Origin of the sequence: Bradyrhizobium sp. 31Argb, assembly GCF_043638955.1 — a bacterium.
Classification (GTDB): Bacteria; Pseudomonadota; Alphaproteobacteria; order Rhizobiales; family Xanthobacteraceae; genus Bradyrhizobium.
The window spans coordinates 1-17,491 of the sequence record NZ_JBEGDB010000165.1; the positions used below are offsets into that span (position 1 = coordinate 1).

General features: G+C 63.9%; 18 protein-coding genes. 7 read left to right on the forward strand and 11 right to left on the reverse strand.

Features of this window, described 5'->3' with window-relative positions; all coding sequences use genetic code 11:
• Positions 1–108: 108 nt before the first annotated feature.
• Together bfr and AAFX91_RS26680 are read right to left on the reverse strand one after the other, a co-directional pair.
• The gene (bfr, locus tag AAFX91_RS26675) at positions 109–594 is read right to left on the reverse strand and encodes a bacterioferritin (RefSeq protein WP_394568632.1); all 486 of its coding nucleotides are present in this window, start codon (positions 592–594) and stop codon (positions 109–111) included.
• A 133-nt stretch (positions 595–727) separates the two neighbouring features.
• Complete coding sequence (locus AAFX91_RS26680; protein ID WP_394568633.1) at positions 728–991, reverse strand: bacterioferritin-associated ferredoxin; 264 nt, start codon at positions 989–991, stop codon at positions 728–730.
• Positions 992–1,262: 271 nt separating this feature from the next.
• On the opposite strand from AAFX91_RS26680, the gene AAFX91_RS26685 reads away from it, so the two are divergent.
• Together AAFX91_RS26685 and AAFX91_RS26690 are read left to right on the forward strand one after the other, a co-directional pair.
• Complete coding sequence (locus AAFX91_RS26685) at positions 1,263–1,586, forward strand: hypothetical protein (RefSeq protein WP_394568634.1); 324 nt, start codon at positions 1,263–1,265, stop codon at positions 1,584–1,586.
• A 240-nt stretch (positions 1,587–1,826) separates the two neighbouring features.
• Positions 1,827–2,108 carry a hypothetical protein gene (locus AAFX91_RS26690; RefSeq protein WP_394568635.1) on the forward strand — a complete coding sequence of 94 codons (282 nt, stop codon included), beginning with the start codon at positions 1,827–1,829 and terminating at the stop codon, positions 2,106–2,108.
• Between the two features lie 81 nt (positions 2,109–2,189).
• Here the strand turns inward: AAFX91_RS26690 and AAFX91_RS26695 are convergent, their stop codons facing one another.
• The 3 genes from AAFX91_RS26695 to ettA form a co-directional block, all read right to left on the reverse strand.
• Positions 2,190–3,422 carry a lytic murein transglycosylase gene (locus AAFX91_RS26695; protein ID WP_394568636.1) on the reverse strand — a complete coding sequence of 411 codons (1,233 nt, stop codon included), beginning with the start codon at positions 3,420–3,422 and terminating at the stop codon, positions 2,190–2,192.
• Between the two features lie 103 nt (positions 3,423–3,525).
• Positions 3,526–4,110 (reverse strand): TIGR00645 family protein, encoded by a 585-nt coding sequence (locus AAFX91_RS26700; RefSeq protein ID WP_130582514.1) that lies wholly within the window; start codon positions 4,108–4,110, stop codon positions 3,526–3,528.
• A gap of 108 nt (positions 4,111–4,218) precedes the next feature.
• Complete coding sequence (gene ettA / locus AAFX91_RS26705) at positions 4,219–5,868, reverse strand: energy-dependent translational throttle protein EttA (protein WP_394568637.1); 1,650 nt, start codon at positions 5,866–5,868, stop codon at positions 4,219–4,221.
• Between the two features lie 254 nt (positions 5,869–6,122).
• On the opposite strand from ettA, the gene AAFX91_RS26710 reads away from it, so the two are divergent.
• Both AAFX91_RS26710 and AAFX91_RS26715 read left to right on the forward strand, forming a co-directional pair.
• Complete coding sequence (locus tag AAFX91_RS26710) at positions 6,123–6,314, forward strand: hypothetical protein (protein WP_394568638.1); 192 nt, start codon at positions 6,123–6,125, stop codon at positions 6,312–6,314.
• A gap of 219 nt (positions 6,315–6,533) precedes the next feature.
• Positions 6,534–7,496, forward strand: coding sequence for a D-2-hydroxyacid dehydrogenase family protein (locus AAFX91_RS26715; protein ID WP_394568645.1), 963 nt, complete (start codon positions 6,534–6,536; stop codon positions 7,494–7,496).
• Here the strand turns inward: AAFX91_RS26715 and AAFX91_RS26720 are convergent, their stop codons facing one another.
• A complete protein-coding gene (locus tag AAFX91_RS26720; protein WP_394568639.1) occupies positions 7,497–8,474 on the reverse strand; it encodes a sugar-binding transcriptional regulator in 978 nt (325 codons plus the stop codon).
• Between the two features lie 113 nt (positions 8,475–8,587).
• On the opposite strand from AAFX91_RS26720, the gene AAFX91_RS26725 reads away from it, so the two are divergent.
• Positions 8,588–9,793: an ABC transporter substrate-binding protein gene (locus AAFX91_RS26725; protein ID WP_394568640.1), complete on the forward strand. Its 1,206-nt coding sequence runs from the start codon at positions 8,588–8,590 to the stop codon at positions 9,791–9,793.
• Between the two features lie 11 nt (positions 9,794–9,804).
• Complete coding sequence (locus AAFX91_RS26730) at positions 9,805–11,103, forward strand: amidase (protein ID WP_394568641.1); 1,299 nt, start codon at positions 9,805–9,807, stop codon at positions 11,101–11,103.
• Between the two features lie 16 nt (positions 11,104–11,119).
• Here AAFX91_RS26730 and AAFX91_RS26735 read toward each other — a convergent pair whose 3' ends face one another.
• Both AAFX91_RS26735 and AAFX91_RS26740 read right to left on the reverse strand, forming a co-directional pair.
• On the reverse strand, positions 11,120–12,088 hold the full coding sequence (locus tag AAFX91_RS26735; protein ID WP_130584338.1) for an NAD(P)-dependent oxidoreductase: 969 nt from the start codon (positions 12,086–12,088) through the stop codon (positions 11,120–11,122).
• Positions 12,089–12,250: 162 nt separating this feature from the next.
• Positions 12,251–13,462: a L,D-transpeptidase family protein gene (locus AAFX91_RS26740; protein WP_394568646.1), complete on the reverse strand. Its 1,212-nt coding sequence runs from the start codon at positions 13,460–13,462 to the stop codon at positions 12,251–12,253.
• A gap of 307 nt (positions 13,463–13,769) precedes the next feature.
• Between AAFX91_RS26740 and AAFX91_RS26745 the strand changes: the two genes are divergently transcribed.
• A complete protein-coding gene (locus tag AAFX91_RS26745) occupies positions 13,770–14,531 on the forward strand; it encodes a hypothetical protein (protein ID WP_394568642.1) in 762 nt (253 codons plus the stop codon).
• 10 nt (positions 14,532–14,541) lie between these two features.
• On the opposite strand, the gene sseA is transcribed toward AAFX91_RS26745, so the two are convergent.
• The 3 genes from sseA to AAFX91_RS26760 form a co-directional block, all read right to left on the reverse strand.
• On the reverse strand, positions 14,542–15,399 hold the full coding sequence (gene sseA, locus AAFX91_RS26750) for a 3-mercaptopyruvate sulfurtransferase (protein ID WP_394568643.1): 858 nt from the start codon (positions 15,397–15,399) through the stop codon (positions 14,542–14,544).
• 121 nt (positions 15,400–15,520) lie between these two features.
• Positions 15,521–15,931: a rhodanese-like domain-containing protein gene (locus AAFX91_RS26755; protein WP_130580355.1), complete on the reverse strand. Its 411-nt coding sequence runs from the start codon at positions 15,929–15,931 to the stop codon at positions 15,521–15,523.
• Between the two features lie 139 nt (positions 15,932–16,070).
• Complete coding sequence (locus AAFX91_RS26760) at positions 16,071–17,246, reverse strand: VWA domain-containing protein (RefSeq protein WP_394568644.1); 1,176 nt, start codon at positions 17,244–17,246, stop codon at positions 16,071–16,073.
• Between the last annotated feature and the right edge of the window lie 245 nt (positions 17,247–17,491).

The following is a 17,491-nucleotide window of genomic DNA, read 5'->3' on the forward strand; positions in this document are numbered from 1 at the left end:
AGCCACAAAATGCTCCAGGCCAGATGGAACAACGACTTCCTTCTCCGCGCCCTCGCCCATATGCGATAGCCCTACCCTTTCAGGGAGGGTGGAAATCCTTGCCCCGCCTCAGTGCTCGTTCTCGAGGTGGCCGACGTGCTTCTGGGTGTAGAGCTCAAGGCCGATGCGCCGGATCAGGTCGAGCTGGGTCTCGAGGAAATCGATGTGGTGCTCCTCGTCCTTCATCAGGTCCTCGAACAGATCGCGGCTCACATAGTCCTTCACGCCGTGGCAGTAGGTGGCGGCTTCCTGGTAGAGCGCGCGGGCGCCGATCTCGGCGGCGAGATCGCACTCGATGATCTCCTGGACGTTCTGGCCGATCCGCAAGGGATCGAGCACCTGCATGTTGGGGAAGCCGTCGAGGAACAAAATGCGGTCGGTGAAGCGGTCGGCGTGGTGCATCTCCTCGATCGATTCCTTGCGCCAGACCTTCGCCATCTCCAGGAGGCCCCAGTTATTCAGGATGCGATAGTGCAGCCAGTACTGGTTGATCGCCGTGAGTTCGCTGCGCAGGCCCTTGTTGAGATATTCGATGACCTTAGGGTCGCCCTGCATAGTCCACTCCAAATGCTTAAAGGCCCAAAGCGGGCCCGATTCCAACTTTAGAACGCTTCTAAATCAGATTATGGACAAGAGCAACCCTCCTCTGGGAGGGCACCTGCGAAGAGATCTGGGGAAATCCGGCGGATCAGCAGGCCGCGAGCGCGAACTCAGTGTTGGCGGCTTCGTCGACTGTCTCGTGGCTGTGCGGGCAGCCGCTGCAGCAGGCCTTGGCGCACGGTCCGAGCGCCTCGTCAATGATCGTCTTGATGGTGCGGGCACAGCGGCCGCATTCTGCACTGCAGCCAAGGCAGCCATAGAGCTGCTTGGCATTTCGCGGCAAGGACCCGCCGACGCCCACGGCACTGCGGACGTCGTGGTCGCTGAGGACATTACAGGAACAAACGATCATCGAAGAGGCGGGTCCGGTCGGTGATGCTGACATAAGAAATATTGAAGGCGAGCAAGCGACGCAAAGGGAAAAACCGGAATTTGAAGCAATTCCAAACTGATGATGGAGGTAAATTGGAATGGCTCTAAGTGTGATCCGCGTCATCGCGCGGCGCGCCGGCCATCACTTCTCGGGCGATCCGCCGCGGCGTTGATTGATCGTCAAGGGGAAATGTGGAACTCTGGTCAGGACCAGTGCCCCAAAAGGGATGACTTTGAAGAAAGGTGAGTCCATGAGGAAGACATTGCTCGGATTTGCCGCCATTGCATTGGCAGGCGCGCTCGCGGCGGCACCTCCTCCGGCGCATGCGCAGCGCGGCGTTGCCGCGGGCGTCGCGGCCGGACTGATCGGTGGGGCCCTGATCGGCGGGGCGATCGCTTCGCAGAACGGGTACTACGGTCCCGGTTACTCCTACGGTCCCGGGTATTCCTACGGTCCTGGCCCCGGCTACTACGTCGCCGACCCCTACGAGTACGGGCCGCCCTGCGCCTGGCAGCGCCAGCGCTTCTGGGATGGCTATGGCTGGCGGGTGCGCAACGTGCGCGTCTGCTATTAACGCGCATTCACCTTCATTAAATCTCGCACAGGATGCCGGAAAACCCCCGCTTTTCCGGAAGCTGAACTGCTTATGGCCAGAAAAAACCGTTTTTTTCAGGCCATTAGCGCGCTGACGTTTACTTTCGATTGACTGTTGTGCGCTCTTTTTGCGACACGGGATTTCGAAACCAGCGTGCGAGTCATCGTTAAGCGTTAAACCCGGCGTCGGCTGAAGGCGCCATCCAGGAGAGCCCAAGACATGAAGAAGACATTAGCTGCCTTCGTCGCGGTCGCAACGATTGCCGGTTCGCTGGCTGTCGCGCCGGCTGCCAAGGCCGGAGACGGCCAGATCGCAGCCGGCGTGGCCGGCGGCCTGATTGGCAGCGCCCTGCTCGGTGGCGCGATTGCTGCGAGCCGTCCGGCTCCGGTCTATGTCGCACCGGCGCCGGTCTACGTTGAAGAAGCTCCGTGCCGCATGATTCGCGAGCGCTTCTGGGACGGCTACGGCTGGCGTTTCCGTCGCGTTCAGGTTTGCGACTAAGCTGACCCGGCTCATCGAGCCACTGAATCAAAACCCGGCCGACATCCAGGCCGGGTTTTTCTTTGCCCTTATCGCCGACGGCTACCTCGCGGCGGCCATCGAACGCAGCACCGCTTCGCTCGGCCAGCAGTCGACCTTCAGGCCTGCCGATTTCTGGTAGGCGCCGAGCGCGGCGCGGGTCTGCATCCCGGCCTTGCCGTCGAGTTTGTCCTTGTAGAGACCGATCCGCGTGAGATGGCGCTGCATCGCCTCGACATCGGCGGTGCGCAATTGCGTCGTCGCCGACCAGGGCGTCGCGAACGGCGCCGGGCTCGTCATGCGGTCGGCGAGATGGCCGACAAACAGCACGTAGAGATCGGAAAAATTGTATTCCTTGATGACGAAGTAGTTCTTCGTGGTCAGGAATGCGGGGCCATAGATGCCCTCGGGCTGCAACAGCGAGGCCGGCTGCGCCTGTTCCGTCGCGCTGAGCTTCTGTCCGCGCACCGGCACAAAGCCTGCGCCCAGCCATTCGCCGACCGGCCTCGTCACCTCGGGTACGCCCATGGTGCAATCGACATTGGCCGGCGCCTTCACCTCGTAGGCCCAGCGCACGCCCTTCTGCCAACCCTTGTTGACGAGCTGCTGGGCGGCGGAGGCGAGCGCATCCGGCACCGAGTGCCAGATATCGATGCGGCCGTCGGCGTCGAGATCGACGCCATGCTTGTAGTATTCGGATGGCAGAAACTGCGTAAACCCGGTGGCGCCGGCCCAGGACGAGCGCATTTCCTGGCGCGTCACCGCGCCCTCGCCGAGGATCTTCAGCGCGAGGATGAACTCGGTGCGGTACTGGTCCTTGCGGCGGCCGACATAGGCCTGTGTCGCCACCACGCGCAGCGTGTCGTAGGGTAGCTTGTAGCGGCCGTAATCGGTCTCGCGGCCCCAGATCGCGAGCACCACGGTTGCCGGCACGCCGAAGCGATTTTCGATCTCGTTGAGATCAGCGCGGTGCTTCTGCATCAGCCGCTGCCCCTCGACGGCAAGCCGCGCGATCGATGCTTCCTTGACGTAATCCGCCGGCACCTGGACGAATTCAGCCTGGGACGGGGCGCCGGTCGCCGGGCGGCCCGGCAGGATCAGATCAGGCAGCTTGTAGTCAGGCTCGAGCCCACGCGTCTCACGATCAAACGTCGCGCGCGACACACCGGCGGCCTGCGCCTCCGGCCACAGTGAGGCGATGAATTGGGTGAAGGCGGCATCGGCGGCGTGGGCTGACGGCACCAAGGGCGACGTCGAGAACAGGAGGCCGAAGGCAAGCGCACGGAGGAATGACAAGACGGGCGGCCTGTTCACACAGCGGTCCAATCCAAGTGCTATCCTGTTCTTGAGGCAGACATTAATCACGCGATGCTAGCACGACACGACAGCCGCCGCACCCTCAATGTCCGGCCGACTGCTTGGCTCCTTCGATCGACGCATTCGAGAGCTTGTCGACGAGGGCAATGCCGATCGCGGAGAGGATGAAGACGGTGTGGATGATCGTCTGCCACATCACGCCGGTCTCAGTGTAGTTGGTCTTGCCCGACGTCAGTGCGCCGGCCTCGATGAAGGTCCGCAGCAGGTGGATCGAGGAGATGCCGATGATCGCCATCGCCAGCTTGATCTTGAGCACGCTGGCGTTGACGTGGCTCAGCCATTCCGGCTCGTCTGGATGTCCCCGCAGGTTGAGGCGCGAGACGAAGGTCTCGTAGCCGCCGACGATCACCATCACCAAAAGATTCGAGATCATGACGACGTCGATCAGGCCGAGCACCGCCAGCATGATCTGCTGCTCGCTGAAATCAAAGGCATGGGCGAACAGGTGCCACAGTTCCTTGATGAACAGCACGACATAGACGCCCTGAGCGATAATCAGCCCGACATAAAGCGGCAATTGCAACCAGCGCGATCCGAAGATCAGCATAGGGACCGGGCGCAGCGGTATGTTCTTCGGCGGCACGGGTGCGTCGGAGGTGGCAGACATTATGAATTTGCTCGTGGCAGGATTTGGGATTGCGGAATGCTATATCTACGCAATCTCGTCGTGGTGGGAAGCGACAACTGGCCGCAGCAAATTGTCGCTAGACTGCCGTCACCTCGTCAGCTTCTTGTATTTCACCCGATGCGGGATGATCGAATCCTGGCCGAGACGCCGCATCTTGTCCTTTTCGTAATCCTGGAAGTTGCCTTCGAACCATTCGACATGGCTATCGCCTTCGAAGGCGAGGATGTGAGTGGCGATGCGGTCGAGGAACCAGCGGTCGTGGCTGATGATCACGGCGCAGCCGGCGAAATCCTCCAGCGCCTCTTCGAGCGCGCGCAGCGTGTCGACGTCGAGGTCGTTGGTGGGCTCGTCGAGCAGCAGCACGTTGGCGCCCGACTTCAGCATCTTGGCAAGATGCACGCGGTTGCGTTCGCCGCCTGAGAGCGCGCCAACCTTCTTCTGCTGGTCGGCGCCCTTGAAATTGAAGGCCGAGCAATAACCGCGCGAATTCACTTCGCGCTTGCCGAGCAGGATCAGCTCGTTGTTGCCGGAAATCTCCTCCCACACGGTCTTGCTGCCGTCGAGCGCGTCGCGCGACTGGTCGACATAGCCGAGATGGACGGACTCGCCGGTCGTGATCGTACCCTGGTCGGGCTTTTCCTGCCCGGTGATCATGCGGAATAGTGTGGTCTTGCCGGCGCCATTCGGACCGATCACGCCGACGATGCCGCCGGGCGGCAGCTTGAAGGTGAGATTGTCGATCAGCATGCGATCGCCGAACGACTTGGTCAGGCCTTCGAAATCGACGACGTTCTGGCCGAGCCGCTCGGCGACGGGGATGATGATCTGCGCGGCCTGAGTCTGCTTCTCGCTCGCCTTCTTGAGCAGATCCTCGTAGCGCTGGTAACGCGCCTTGGACTTGGCCTGGCGAGCCTTGGGCGAGGATGCGATCCACTCCTGCTCGCGCGCCAGCGTCTTCTGATGCGCCGCGTCCTCGCGGCCCTCCTGCTCGAGCCGCTTCTGCTTCTGCACCAGCCAGGAGGAATAGTTGCCCTCATAGGGAATGCCGCGGCCGCGATCGAGCTCGAGAATCCAGCCCGTGACATTGTCGAGGAAGTAGCGGTCGTGGGTGACGATCAGGATCGCGCCGGGATACTGCCGCAGATGGCCTTCGAGCCAGGACACAGATTCGGCGTCGAGATGGTTGGTCGGTTCGTCCAGCAGCAGCAGCTCGGGCTGGTCGAGCAAGAGCCGGCACAGCGCGACGCGGCGGCGCTCGCCGCCGGAGAGCTTTGTGACGTCGGCGTCGTCGGGCGGACAGCGCAACGCGTCCATCGCCTGGTCGACCTTGCTGTCGAGATCCCAGAGGCCCTGGGCCTCGATCTCGTCCTGCAGCTTGGTCATCTCATCGGCGGTCTCATCCGAGTAGTTCACCGCCAGCTCGTTATAGCGATCGAGGATCGCCTTCTGCTTGGCGACGCCCAGCATCACGTTCTCACGGACGGTCAGCTTGGGATCGAGGTGCGGTTCCTGCTCGAGATAGCCGACGCGGGCGCCCTCGGCGACCCAGGCTTCGCCGGTATAGTCCTTGTCGATGCCTGCCATGATCTTGAGCAGCGTCGATTTACCGGCGCCGTTGACGCCGAGCACGCCGATCTTGGCGTCCGGGTAGAAGCTCAGGTGGACGTTATCGAGCACCTTGCGGGTCGGGAAGCTCTTGGTCAGACCTTGCATGAAATAGACGAACTGGCGGGCCATTGAGTCCCCTGGAATCGGCAGGATTTGTGGAAATTTTGCTGCCGCCGATGTAGCCGCCGGGCCCTCAAAGCGCAACCGCACGCCGCGCGTTTTCCATCCGTTCACCCCGATGAATACGGGATTGAAACCATGTGTACGGAGGATGACGACAATTGAAACCATCTTTTAATAAATCGGGCGAAATCTCGTTTTCAGCGTCGAAAACGGCATTTTGCGCAGGCTAAGCCGCGCATGACCAACAGGAGGGCTGTGTCATGGCAACAAGCACGTCCCTGCCCGCCCCGGGGGCCAGCCGCACTGGCTTTGCGAAGATCATCGCCGAACTCCGCGTCTTCTGGCGCCAGTTCTTCACCAGGGCATTCAACCCCTACCGGCCGGAACTGCACTATATGCGCGGACCCGGGCCGGCCTGGCGCGCCAAGCACAGAAGCCGGTTGCGATCATGATCCGATTAGAAGCAATCGGATCATGATCTCATCTCTTTGTTTGAGCATGATCTTTTCGGAAAACCGGTATCCACTTTTCCGGATCATGCTCTGAGCCTGTCGGATATTTGAAGCCGGCGTTTCCCGAACTCCGCTTGCGCGACCCGACGATTGCGCGCAACCATGACGATCTCCCCTGACGGTATTTTCGCCGTCCTTTCGCCACGAACGGGTTCATCGATGACGCGGCTGCGCTGTGCAATCCTCGACGACTATTTCAACCTGTCACTTTCGATCGCGGACTGGTCAGAGATCACGGACCGCGTCGACATCACCGTATTCAGGGAGCCGTTTGCGAGCGAGGCGGCGGCCGCGAGCGCGCTTGCCGATTTCGAGATCATCTGCGCGATGCGCGAACGCACCGCATTCCCGCGCACGCTGTTCGCGGCGCTGCCCGAGCTGAAACTCCTGCTGACCTCAGGCATGCGCAATGCCGCGATCGATGTGGACGCCGCCAAGGAGCGCAAGGTGGTGCTGTGCGGCACGCAATACAGCCGCGACCCGACCGCAGCGCTGACGCTCGGCCTGATCCTGGAACTCACCCGCGGCATCGGCCGGGAAAACGCGCGGATGCATGCAGGTGAGCCCTGGCAGACATTTGCCGGAGTCGAGATCGAGGGCCGCACGCTTGGCGTGGTCGGGCTCGGCAAGCTCGGCACCCGGGTGGCGAAGCTCGCGCAGGCGTTCGGCATGAATGTCATCGCCTGGAGCCCCAACCTGACGGCCGAGAAATGCAAGGAGGCCGGCGTCGGCTATGCCAGCAAGGAGGAATTGTTTGCGACCGCCGACATCGTCACCATCCATGTGGTGCTGAGCGAGCGCTCGCGCGGCCTGGTGGGTGCCGCCGATCTCGCGCGGATGAAGCCGACGGCCTATCTCGTCAACACTGCGCGCGGGCCGATCGTCGACGAGAACGCACTGCTGGAAGTCCTTACGCAAAAGAAGATCGCGGGCGCCGGCATCGACGTGTTCTCGGTGGAGCCGCTGCCGGCCGACCATCCCTTCCGCAGGCTCGACAACCTCGTGCTCACCCCGCACCTCGGCTACGCGACCCAGGAGAGCCTCGGGATCCACTACGGCCAGATGGTCGAGTGCATCGATGCCTGGACCAAGGGCAGCGAACCGCCGCGGCGACTGGCGTAGTCACCGATCTTCGCACAGGGCGGTCGCGACCCGTTCGTCCGTGATCAGGATATCGGCCAGCCCCGCGCGGATTGCTGCGCTGATGATCGGGAGCTTCTGAAGACCGCCGGCGGCAAGGATGCGCTCGCGTACCGCCTTCAGATCGCGCATCGGCGGATGGATCACGCGCCGGGTCAGGGGATGCGTCACCGCGTTGCCGTCCTTGTCGAGATAGTGGCCGCAGATATCGCCGACGGCGCCGGCGTCGCGCAGCGATTGCCACGTCTCGCGCGAAATCACGCCATATTCCAGCGCTTTCGATTGTTCGGACAGATCGATGGCGCTGAACAGGGCGATATCCAGCTCCGCGACCATTGCGAGAACCGAGCGCACCGGCTCGCTGGAAAGCAGCGCATCGCGAAGCTGTGCCGTTGCCGCGAACATCGGCGCGGTCACGTAGTAGCACGTCGCACCCAACGCACGCGCCATCATCGCGGCGTTGTCGTAAGGATTGATCGCCGTGCTTTCGGCAAGCCCGCCGCACAACAGAACGACACGGCAGCCGTCGCCGGAACGGCGCCGCAGATTTTGCGCGGCCATGTTGATGGTGCCGCCCCAGGTGATGCCGAGAGTCCCGGCGGGCGGCAGGTGCTCGGAGATGTAGTGGCCGGCGGCGGCCCCGACGAGGTTGCGGACATCGGTGTCGCCAATGGGCGCAGGCACGACGATGGCGTTGCGCAGCTTGAAGCGTGCAGCGAGGCGGGCCTCAAGTTCGCTGCAAGGACCGAAGGGACTGGCAATAGAAATCTGGACGACGCCGCGCTCCCGCGCCTCTCCCAGGATCTGGTTGACCCGCTTCCGCGTGATTTTCAGGTGCTGTGCGATGACGTCCTGGGTCTGCCCCTCCTTGTAGTAGTGCCAGCAGATGCGGGCGACCAACGCGTCCCCGTTCTCCACTTCCGGCCCGAACGTTTCGATTTCCGTCGCCTGTCTGGTCACGCTGTTCCCCATCGAATCTTCGTCGCTTAGCCAAGTCACATATGTACCAATATTGTCACATATGTGTAGCAGCAGATTGTTAGGCTCCGCCGCACCTCACGCGGAGCAGCGAAATGTACCGAAAACTCCTGATTTCAATTGCACTTAGCTCGATACTCACGTCGCCAGCCTTCTCTCAATTCTCAGACAATAAGATCGTCATCGGGGTTATGGGCGATCAAAGCGGCGTGGTCTCCGATGTCGGCGGGCCGGGCTCGATCAAGGCCGCGCGAATGGCGGTTGCCGATTTTGGCGGCTCGATCGACGGGGTCCCGATCGAGATCATCACCGCAGATCATCAGAACAAGCCGGACGTCGCCTCAGCCATCGCACGCGAATGGTTCGACCGGCAAGGCGTCGACGCCATTGTCGACCTGCCGCATTCGGGCGCGGTGTTCGCGCTGATGACGATCGCGACCGAGAAGAAGCGGTCGCTCCTGGTATCGGGTGCCGCCAGCGTCGAGATCACCGGCGGACGTTGCTCGCCCTACGTGACCCATTGGACCGACGATACTTACGCGCTGGCGCGCGGCACGGCTGCGGCGCTGACCGAACAGGGGCAGAAGTCCTGGTTCTTCCTCACTGCCGACTATGCGTTCGGCCACGACCTGGAGAAAGACGCCAGTGCCGTGGTGCAGGAGCGCGGCGGCAAAGTGCTCGGCAGCGCGCGCCATCCGCTCAACACCGCCGATTTCGCCTCGCTGTTGCTGCGCGCCCAGAGCTCGAACGCGCAGGTCGTGGCCCTCGCGAGCGCCGGTGCCGACACCGTCAATGCGATCAAGCAGGCCGGCCAGTTCGACATCATACGCACGCAGAAGATCGCAGCGCTCCACGCTTTCGTCACCGACGTCCACAGCCTCGGCCTCGAAGCGGCGCAGGGGCTTATCATCACCACGGGGTTCTATTGGGATGACAGCGACGGCACGCGCGACTTCGCGCTGCGTTTCCTGAAGGAACACGGCCGAATGCCGACGCGCGAACAGGCCGGCGTCTATTCCGGCGTGCTGCATTTCCTGAAGGCCGCGAGAAGCGCCAAGAGCGACGATGCCGCGATCGTCAATGCCGAGATGCGCCAGCTTCCGGTCGATCGGTTCGGGCGGCAGGCAGTCGTGCAGCAGAACGGCCGCCTCGCCTATGATCTCGGCGTCTATCGCGTGAAATCGCCGGCGGCGAGCCGGCAGCCCTGGGACTATTACGAGCGGATCGCCACCGTTCCCGCCGCGACCGCGTTCCGCCCGGCGGCCGAATCCGGCTGCAGCATCACGGCCTCGGTTCGATGATGACCGACTCAATGCCTCCAAACCACCTGTCGGCCAGCAGGCTGGCCGACAGGCTCAAGCGGGGCGACATAGGCGCGCTCGATTTGATGAATGCCTGCCTCGACCGGATCGCCGCGCGTGAGCCCGAGGTCAAGGCGTGGGCTTTCCTCGATGCGGAACGGGCGCGCGAGCAGGCGCGGCGTGCGGACGAGCACCGCGCATCAGGTGGGCCGCTCGGCGCGCTGCACGGCCTGCCGATCGGGGTGAAAGACGTATTCGACACCGCCGACATGCCGTCCGAATATGGCAGCGAGACGCTTCGCGGCCGGCGGCCAAACGCCGATGCGGATGCCGTGGCGGCGCTGCGCCGCGCCGGCGCGATCATTGTCGGCAAGACCGCGACATCCGAATTCGGGATGTACCATCCGAGCCCGACCCGCAATCCCAAGGACCTGTCGCGCTCGCCGGGCGTGTCGTCGGCGGGCTCTGCGGCCGCAGTCGTCGACCACATGGTGCCGCTGGCGCTCGGCACGCAGCATACCGCTTCGACCACCCTGCCCGCGTCGTTTTGCGGGGCATTCGCGTTCAAGCCCTCGTTGGGATTCACGTCGATGGCGGGATCGAATGTGCTGGTGCCGCGGATGGCGCATGTCGGACTGTTGGCCCGCTCGATCCCGGATGCATGCCTTTTCGCCGGCGCGTTCGATCCCGCGTTGGCTGCTGTCCAGCCTGCGGCAACAGCGCCCCGTCTTGCCCTGGTGAAGGGGCCGGGCTGGAAGCTGATCGATGACGACGCGGGCCAGGCGTTCGAGACATTCATCCAGTCACTGCCGACCGCGATCGTCGAAGTCGAACTCCCACTTGAATTCGATCAGGCGCTTGATGTCACCTTCGGGCTGCTCAACGCGCATCTCGCTTATCGTTTCGGCTCGGAGCCGACTGAGACCATCCGCCGCTATTGCGCGCCGCTGCAGCAGGGAATCGAAGCCGGCCGCACCATCAGCGCGGCACGCTACCTCACGCTCGATGCGCAGGCCGATCGTCTCCTTGAACTGGCCTCGCTTCTGTTCATCGAACAGGATGCGTTGATCACCCTGTCGGCGCCGGGCGAGGCGACCCGGCTGGAAGATGGGCCGGGCTCCGGCGTGATGTCGATGCCATGGAGCCTCTGCGGCCTCCCTACCGTCTCGCTGCCGCTGCTCAGAGGCCGTCAGGGGCTTCCAATCGGCGTCCAGCTCATAGGCGCCCACGGGCGCGATGGCGACTTGTTGCGCGCCGCCGGTTGGCTCGAGAATGCAACCCGCGAAAGCACGGGCGAGGCGGAGGTCTGAGCGGCGCATCATCTGCTCAAGCGGCGGCGCTGTGGCCGCCGGAGTGCCCGACGATTTCGGCACAGCCGGTGCGCCAGGATGGATGCGATGGCTGCCAGCCGAGCTCGCGCCTGGCTTTGACATTCGAGCCCGCCCGCACCTCGGTCATCATCGCCACCATATGTTCGCCGGCGAGCAGGCGGCCGAGCCAGACCGGCACATGGAACGGCGGCTTGGCGCCCACGATCGCCGCAAGCGCCGGCAGCCATTCGCTGACTTCCGCGGGCTCGTCGTCGACGATGTTGTAGATGTTGCCGGCTCTGCCGCGCTCGATCGCGGCAACGGTGGCGGATGCCGCGTCGGCGACATGGATGAACGACCACCAGCCGCCGCCATCGCCGATCATCGGCACGCGCCGGCGCCGCAATTGATCGATCATCGCCCGCGACAGTATGCCGGTATCGGGGCCGTAGAACGATCCGTATCGGAGCACGATTCCTTCCGGCTGCTCAGAGCCGGTAACTGCCCGCTCCAGATGCTGGATCGCCTCCAGCGTGCGGCGCAATTCCTGCGGCGGATCGGGATCGAGCGGATCGGCCTCGGTTTTGACCGGTGCGCCGCTTCGGCCATAAGTCCAGCCGCAGAAGCTCTGGGCGACGAAACGCCTGACACCGGCTTCGCGCGCGGCGGCCAGCAGGCAATCGGTGCCGAGGGTGCGCAGCCGGTTAGTGACCGCGAAGGCACGATCGAAATGGCGGAGATCGGTGACATTAGCGAGGTCGGTCATCTGATGGACGATCACCTCGGGCTGCTTCGCAATGACCGCCGCGCGGACGGCCTGTGCATCGAGCCCATCGACGATGACAGGCTCGACGCCCATCTGCCCGATCGCCTCGGCTTTGGCTGATGTTCGCGTGGTGCCGATCACCGAATGGCCGGCCCGGATCAGGGCGGGAACGAGTTGTCGGCCGATAGCGCCGGTGGCGCCTGCAACAAGGATGCGCATGGCATTATCCCCACGTCGGTTGCAGCCCTCTGGCACGTAGTCCAGCCGAACACGAATTCAAGCGCGGGAATTTGACAGAAGTGCAAAGCCTGCCGATCACGGTCGCACCAAACAAAAAAGGCGCGCTGTTCGCGCGCCTTTTGATGTTGAACTGCAATCGCGCTAGCGGATCGTGACCGGGGCCGGCAGCGGCGGCACTGCCGTCGGCTGCGTGCCCGGCAGCGGCGCGGCGGCTTGCGCCTGGGTCGGCGCTGGGGCCGCCGCAACGGGCCCGCCGGGCGGCGGCGCAGCGGAGGCGGTAGCGGTTCCAGGCGGCGGACCGCCCGGCATCACCACCACGCGGGTGCCGACCTTCACGCGATCGAAGAGGTCGGAGACGTCCTCATTCAGCATGCCGATGCAGCCCGACGAGACGAACTTGCCGATCGTCGACGGCTGGTTGGTGCCGTGGATACGGTACACGGTCGAGCCGAGATACATCGCGCGCGCGCCGAGCGGATTGCCGGGGCCGCCGGCCATGAAGCGCGGCAGATAGGGCTGACGCTCGATCATCTCGGTCGGCGGATACCAGTCCGGCCACTCCGCCTTGCGGCTGATCTTCTGCACGCCGGTCCAGGTGAAGCCGTCGCGGCCGACGCGAACGCCGTAGCGGACTGCGCGGCCGCCGCCCAGGATGTAGTAGAGGTAGGTGTTCGACGTATCGACCACGATGGTGCCGGCCGGCTCCTTGGTCGCGAACGAGACTTCCTGGCGACGCAGGTTCGGCGGCAGTTGCACGGGAGCGGCTTCCGGCTGCTCTTCCGGCGGCAGCGCCGCGACCGTCATCGGCCTGCCGTCGCTGCCGACCTGGGGCTGCTGCGGCACGGCGCCGGTGACGGCGGGCGCACCACCCGCGGCGCCCACGGACTCCGGCGGGCGCATGGCGCGATCATCGGGATAATTATAATTCTGCGCCGGCCCCTGGGGACGATCGGCGTAGATCACCGGCGGCGGGCCTGCCGGACGGCCGTAGCGCGGATCATCGGGCGACATGACCGGGCCGGTCGGCATGTTACGATCCGAATAGGCCGGCGGCGGCGCGCCCATCGGGCGGCCATAGCGGGGATCGTTGGGCGAAAGCACCGGTCCGGGCGGCGACAGCGACGCCGAACTCTGGCCGTTCGGCGCCTCGTCGTCCTCTTCAAAGACATCAAAATCCGACGGGCGGCGGTCGTCGCGCACGTAGCCAGGGGGCGGCGGCGAATAGGAGCCCTGAGGAGCGGAATAGACCGGACCTGGCCCTGCGGGGTAGCCCTGCTGCGCCTGCGCAACCGAAGTTCCTGCCGCGCCGAGCGCTGCGGCAGCACAAATCGTCAGAATGCGGTTGATCATCATCGCTCTTGTATAGTCCCCAAGCCACACCGGACCGTTAACGGCACTTGAAGGAAGATAGCGGCGCATTCAAGACAATTCCGCGAAATCCGGCCCGAATCGGTCATTTTGTGATTGGGCAGTGATCGCTGCGGCAAAGATGCCTCACCGTCGGGAAAAGTTATTCCGTTGGACTACGGGCGTCATTCCCCGACATTGGTTGCGATATCCTCGAATCGGCTTGATTCGCTGCCTGCGAGCGGCCTTCCCCTGTGGTCACCGCGTTTCCTCTGGCTCAAAAGAACACTTCGGCAAAGACGGAACCGCACCCATGCTTCCCGGTCTTCGTTTCCTGTTCGCGGCGATCGTGCTGTCGACGTCGGTCCTGATCTTCGGACTTGGCGCCGCGGCGCTTCTGCGGGCTGCCCATGAGGAAGTCGCGAGCATCCCGTCGCGACGCAGCCCACCGGAGCCCGTCTTCGCGCAAGCCCAAACACAAGTTCAAGAGAAGCCGCCGACGCTCGCCATGCTGCGCGTCGACGCGTCCGCAGAGACAACAGAAAAGGCGCCGGACAGCGCCGAGACGTCCCCTGCTCCGGCCGTACCAACCGCCGATGCTCCCGCGCCGGCCGAGCCCGAGGAGGTGGCCGCCGTGAAGCCCGATGAGCCTGCTTCGACCGAGACGCCGCCGCCTGTGGCAGATGCTCCGGAACCACAGGCACCGACGACGGCAGCCCAGACGGAAACTCCTGCTCCCGCCGAAGAGACCAAGCCTGCGGCGGTCGCAGAGGTCCCGCCCGCGAACGACGCCACCCCCTCCGCACCCGAGGCGCCTGCCGCAGCGGAAGAGAGTCCGGCGGCGGCCAAGATTGCCACGCTGGGCGGCCCCGCGGTTACCGTCGAGGAAACGACGTCCGCAAAGAGCGCGGACGCGAAGCCGGATCAAAGCGCCGCCAAGAAGCGTGCGCGGGCGGAGCGTGCCAGGGAGCGTCGGCGCGTGGCGGCGCAGCAGCAACGCCTGATGCGGCAGGCCCCGCCACAGCAGGTGCTCGATCCGTTCGGCCAGCCGATGCTCGTGCGCCCGACGCGCTGATCGTCTGGAATCAGGCGGGTCCCGTCGCGATCGGCGGCCCGCCCGGCAATCCCCATTCGGCCCAGGAACCGTCGTAGAGCGCACTACCGCGCACGCCGAGGCGATAGAGCGCGAGCGTCAACACCAGCGCCGAGACGCCGGAGCCGCAACTGGTGACGATCGGCTTTGCCGTGTCGACGCCGGCGGACGCAAATGCCTTGCGCAATTCATCGAGCGGCTTCATCGCCCCGGTCTTCGGGTCGAACAGATCGGCATAAGGAACGTTGCGGCTGCCTGGGATGTGGCCGGAGCGACGGCCGGGCCAGGGCTCGACCACGGTGCCCTCGAACCGCGGACGCGGCCGTGCATCGATCACCTGTTCCTTCTTGGTCTCGATATTGCCGAGCAATTGCTCCTTGCTGCGGACGAAGCTCGGATCGAACTTGGCCTGGAATTTTCCAGGCTTCGCTGTCACGGGACCGGATTCTGTCGGATGTCCCTCGGCCTTCCACTTCTGCAAACCGCCGTCGAGCACCTTCACGTTCGGATGGCCGAACGAAAGGAACATCCACCACGCCCGCGGCGCTGCGACCCAGCCGCCGGCATCATAGGCGACCACGGTGTCGTCGGAGGAGATGCCGAGCGCGGAGACGTTCTGCGCGAACTGCTCGGCGGTCGGATACATGTGCGGGCGCGGGTCGTTCTTGTCGGCGATCGCATTGACGTCGAAGAACACCGCACCGGGAATGTGGGCGGCGATGAAATCGTCTGCCGGCAACGGCAACACGCCCGGCATCTTGTAGGAGGCGTCGATCACCTTGACCTTGGGATCGCCGAGATGGGCGGCAAGCCAGTCGGTGGAGACGAGCGGGTCTTCAGTGGTGGTCATGGATGGATCTCCGGCACTTCGCAAATCGTCATTGCCGGGCTTGGCCCGGCAATCCATCCTCTTCGAGAGGATGGCCCTTTTGTCGGGATAGACACGCGGGTCAAGCCCGCGTGTGACGAGCTTATTTCTTCTTCGGCTCCCACTTCTCGATCGGGCCGCCGGCGTCGCGCCAGGCGGCGAAACCGCCGCCCATATGGGCGACCGGCTTCAGCCCCATGTCCTGCGCGGTCTTCGCGGCCAAGGCCGAACGCATGCCGCCGGCGCAATGGAAGATGAACTTCTTGTCCTCTTGGAAGATCGGCTTGGCGTAGGGGCTCGCCGGATCGATCCAGAACTCGAGCATGCCGCGGGTGCACGAGAAGGCGCCGGGGATCTTGCCATCGCGCTCGATCTCGCGGGGATCGCGGATGTCGACGATCACGACGTCACCGTTCGGGAGGAGCTTGATGGCGTCGGCCGCGCTGACGGTCTCGATCTCGGCATTGGCTTCGTCCATCATCTGCTTGATGCCGCGGTGAATGGTCTGGGGCATGGGGCTCTCCCTTGGTTGTTTCCTGTCATTCCGGGGGCGTCCGAAGGACGAACCCGGAATCCATTCGGCCACTTGCGCCGGCGGAGGAATAGATTCCGGGCTCGCGCTGCCGCGCGCCCCGGAATGACGACGGTTGAACTTAGCGTACCAGTTCCTTCATCGCATTCTCCAGACCTTCGATCGTGATCGGGTACATGCGTTCGGAGAAGATGCGGCGGATGATGGTGGTGGATTCCGAATAGTCCCAGTGCTTCTGCGCCACCGGGTTGAGCCACACCGCGTGCGGATAGGTGCGGATGATGCGATCGAGCCAGACCGAGCCAGCCTCCTCGTTGACATGCTCGACCGAGCCGCCGGGGACCATGATCTCGTAGGGCGACATCGAGGCATCGCCGACGAACACCACCTTGTAGTCGTGCGGGTATTTGTGCAGCACGTCCCAGGTCGGCGTGCGGTCGGTGAAGCGCCGCTTGTTCTGCTTCCAGACGCCCTCATAGAGGCAGTTGTGGAAGTAGAAATATTCCATGTGCTTGAATTCGCTCTTCGCGGCCGAGAACAATTCCTCGACCTGCTCGATATGCGAATCCATCGAGCCGCCGATATCGAAGAACACCAGGACCTTGACCGCGTTGCGCCGCTCGGGACGCATGTGCACGTCGAGATAACCGTGATTGGCGGTTTCCTTGATCGTGGTGTCCAGATCGAGCTCGTCGGGGGCGCCGGTGCGGGCGAACTTGCGAAGGCGCCGCAGCGCGACCTTGATGTTGCGGATGCCGAGCTCGACATTGCCGTCGAGATCCTTGAACTCGCGCTTGTCCCACACCTTCACGGCGCGGTTGTTGCGGTTCTTCTCCTGCCCGATGCGGATGCCTTCGGGATTGTAGCCGTGGGCGCCGAAGGGTGAGGTGCCGGCGGTGCCGATCCACTTGTTGCCACCCTGGTGCCGGCCCTTCTGTTCCTCCAGGCGCTTACGCAACGTCTCCATGAGCTTGTCCCAGCCCATGGCTTCGATCTGCTTCTTCTCTTCCTCGGTGAGGTATTTCTCCGCGAGCTTCTTCAGCCACTCCTCAGGGATTTCGGCCTTGTCCATGGCATCGAGCAGGCTCTCGAGCCCCTTGAACACGGTGCCGAAGACGCGGTCGAACTTGTCGAGGTTGCGCTCGTCCTTCACCAGCGCCGAGCGCGACAAATAGTAGAAATTCTCGACACTGTGCTCCGCCAGGTCGGCGTCGAGCGCCTCCATCAGCGTGAGATATTCGCGCAAGGTCACAGGGACCTGGGCCTCGCGCAGTGATGTGAAGAACTGCAAGAACATGTTCCATAGATCGCCCGCCGGGGTCGCGCCGTCAAGGGCACCCGGGTCTTTAGGGCAGCATCACGGGGTCGGCACCGAGGTGCGCGGATCATTCCGCAAGGCGGAAAGGGCCCGCCTAATTTCAAGGCGGTAGCGGTTAGCTCAGTTGCGTTCAGGCGCTGGAATCCACGCTAGGCCGTGTGGACAGTTACCTTATCCAGAGCAGAGTGGCGGCAATGGCGACGACGGCGAAGTAGTTTCGCGCG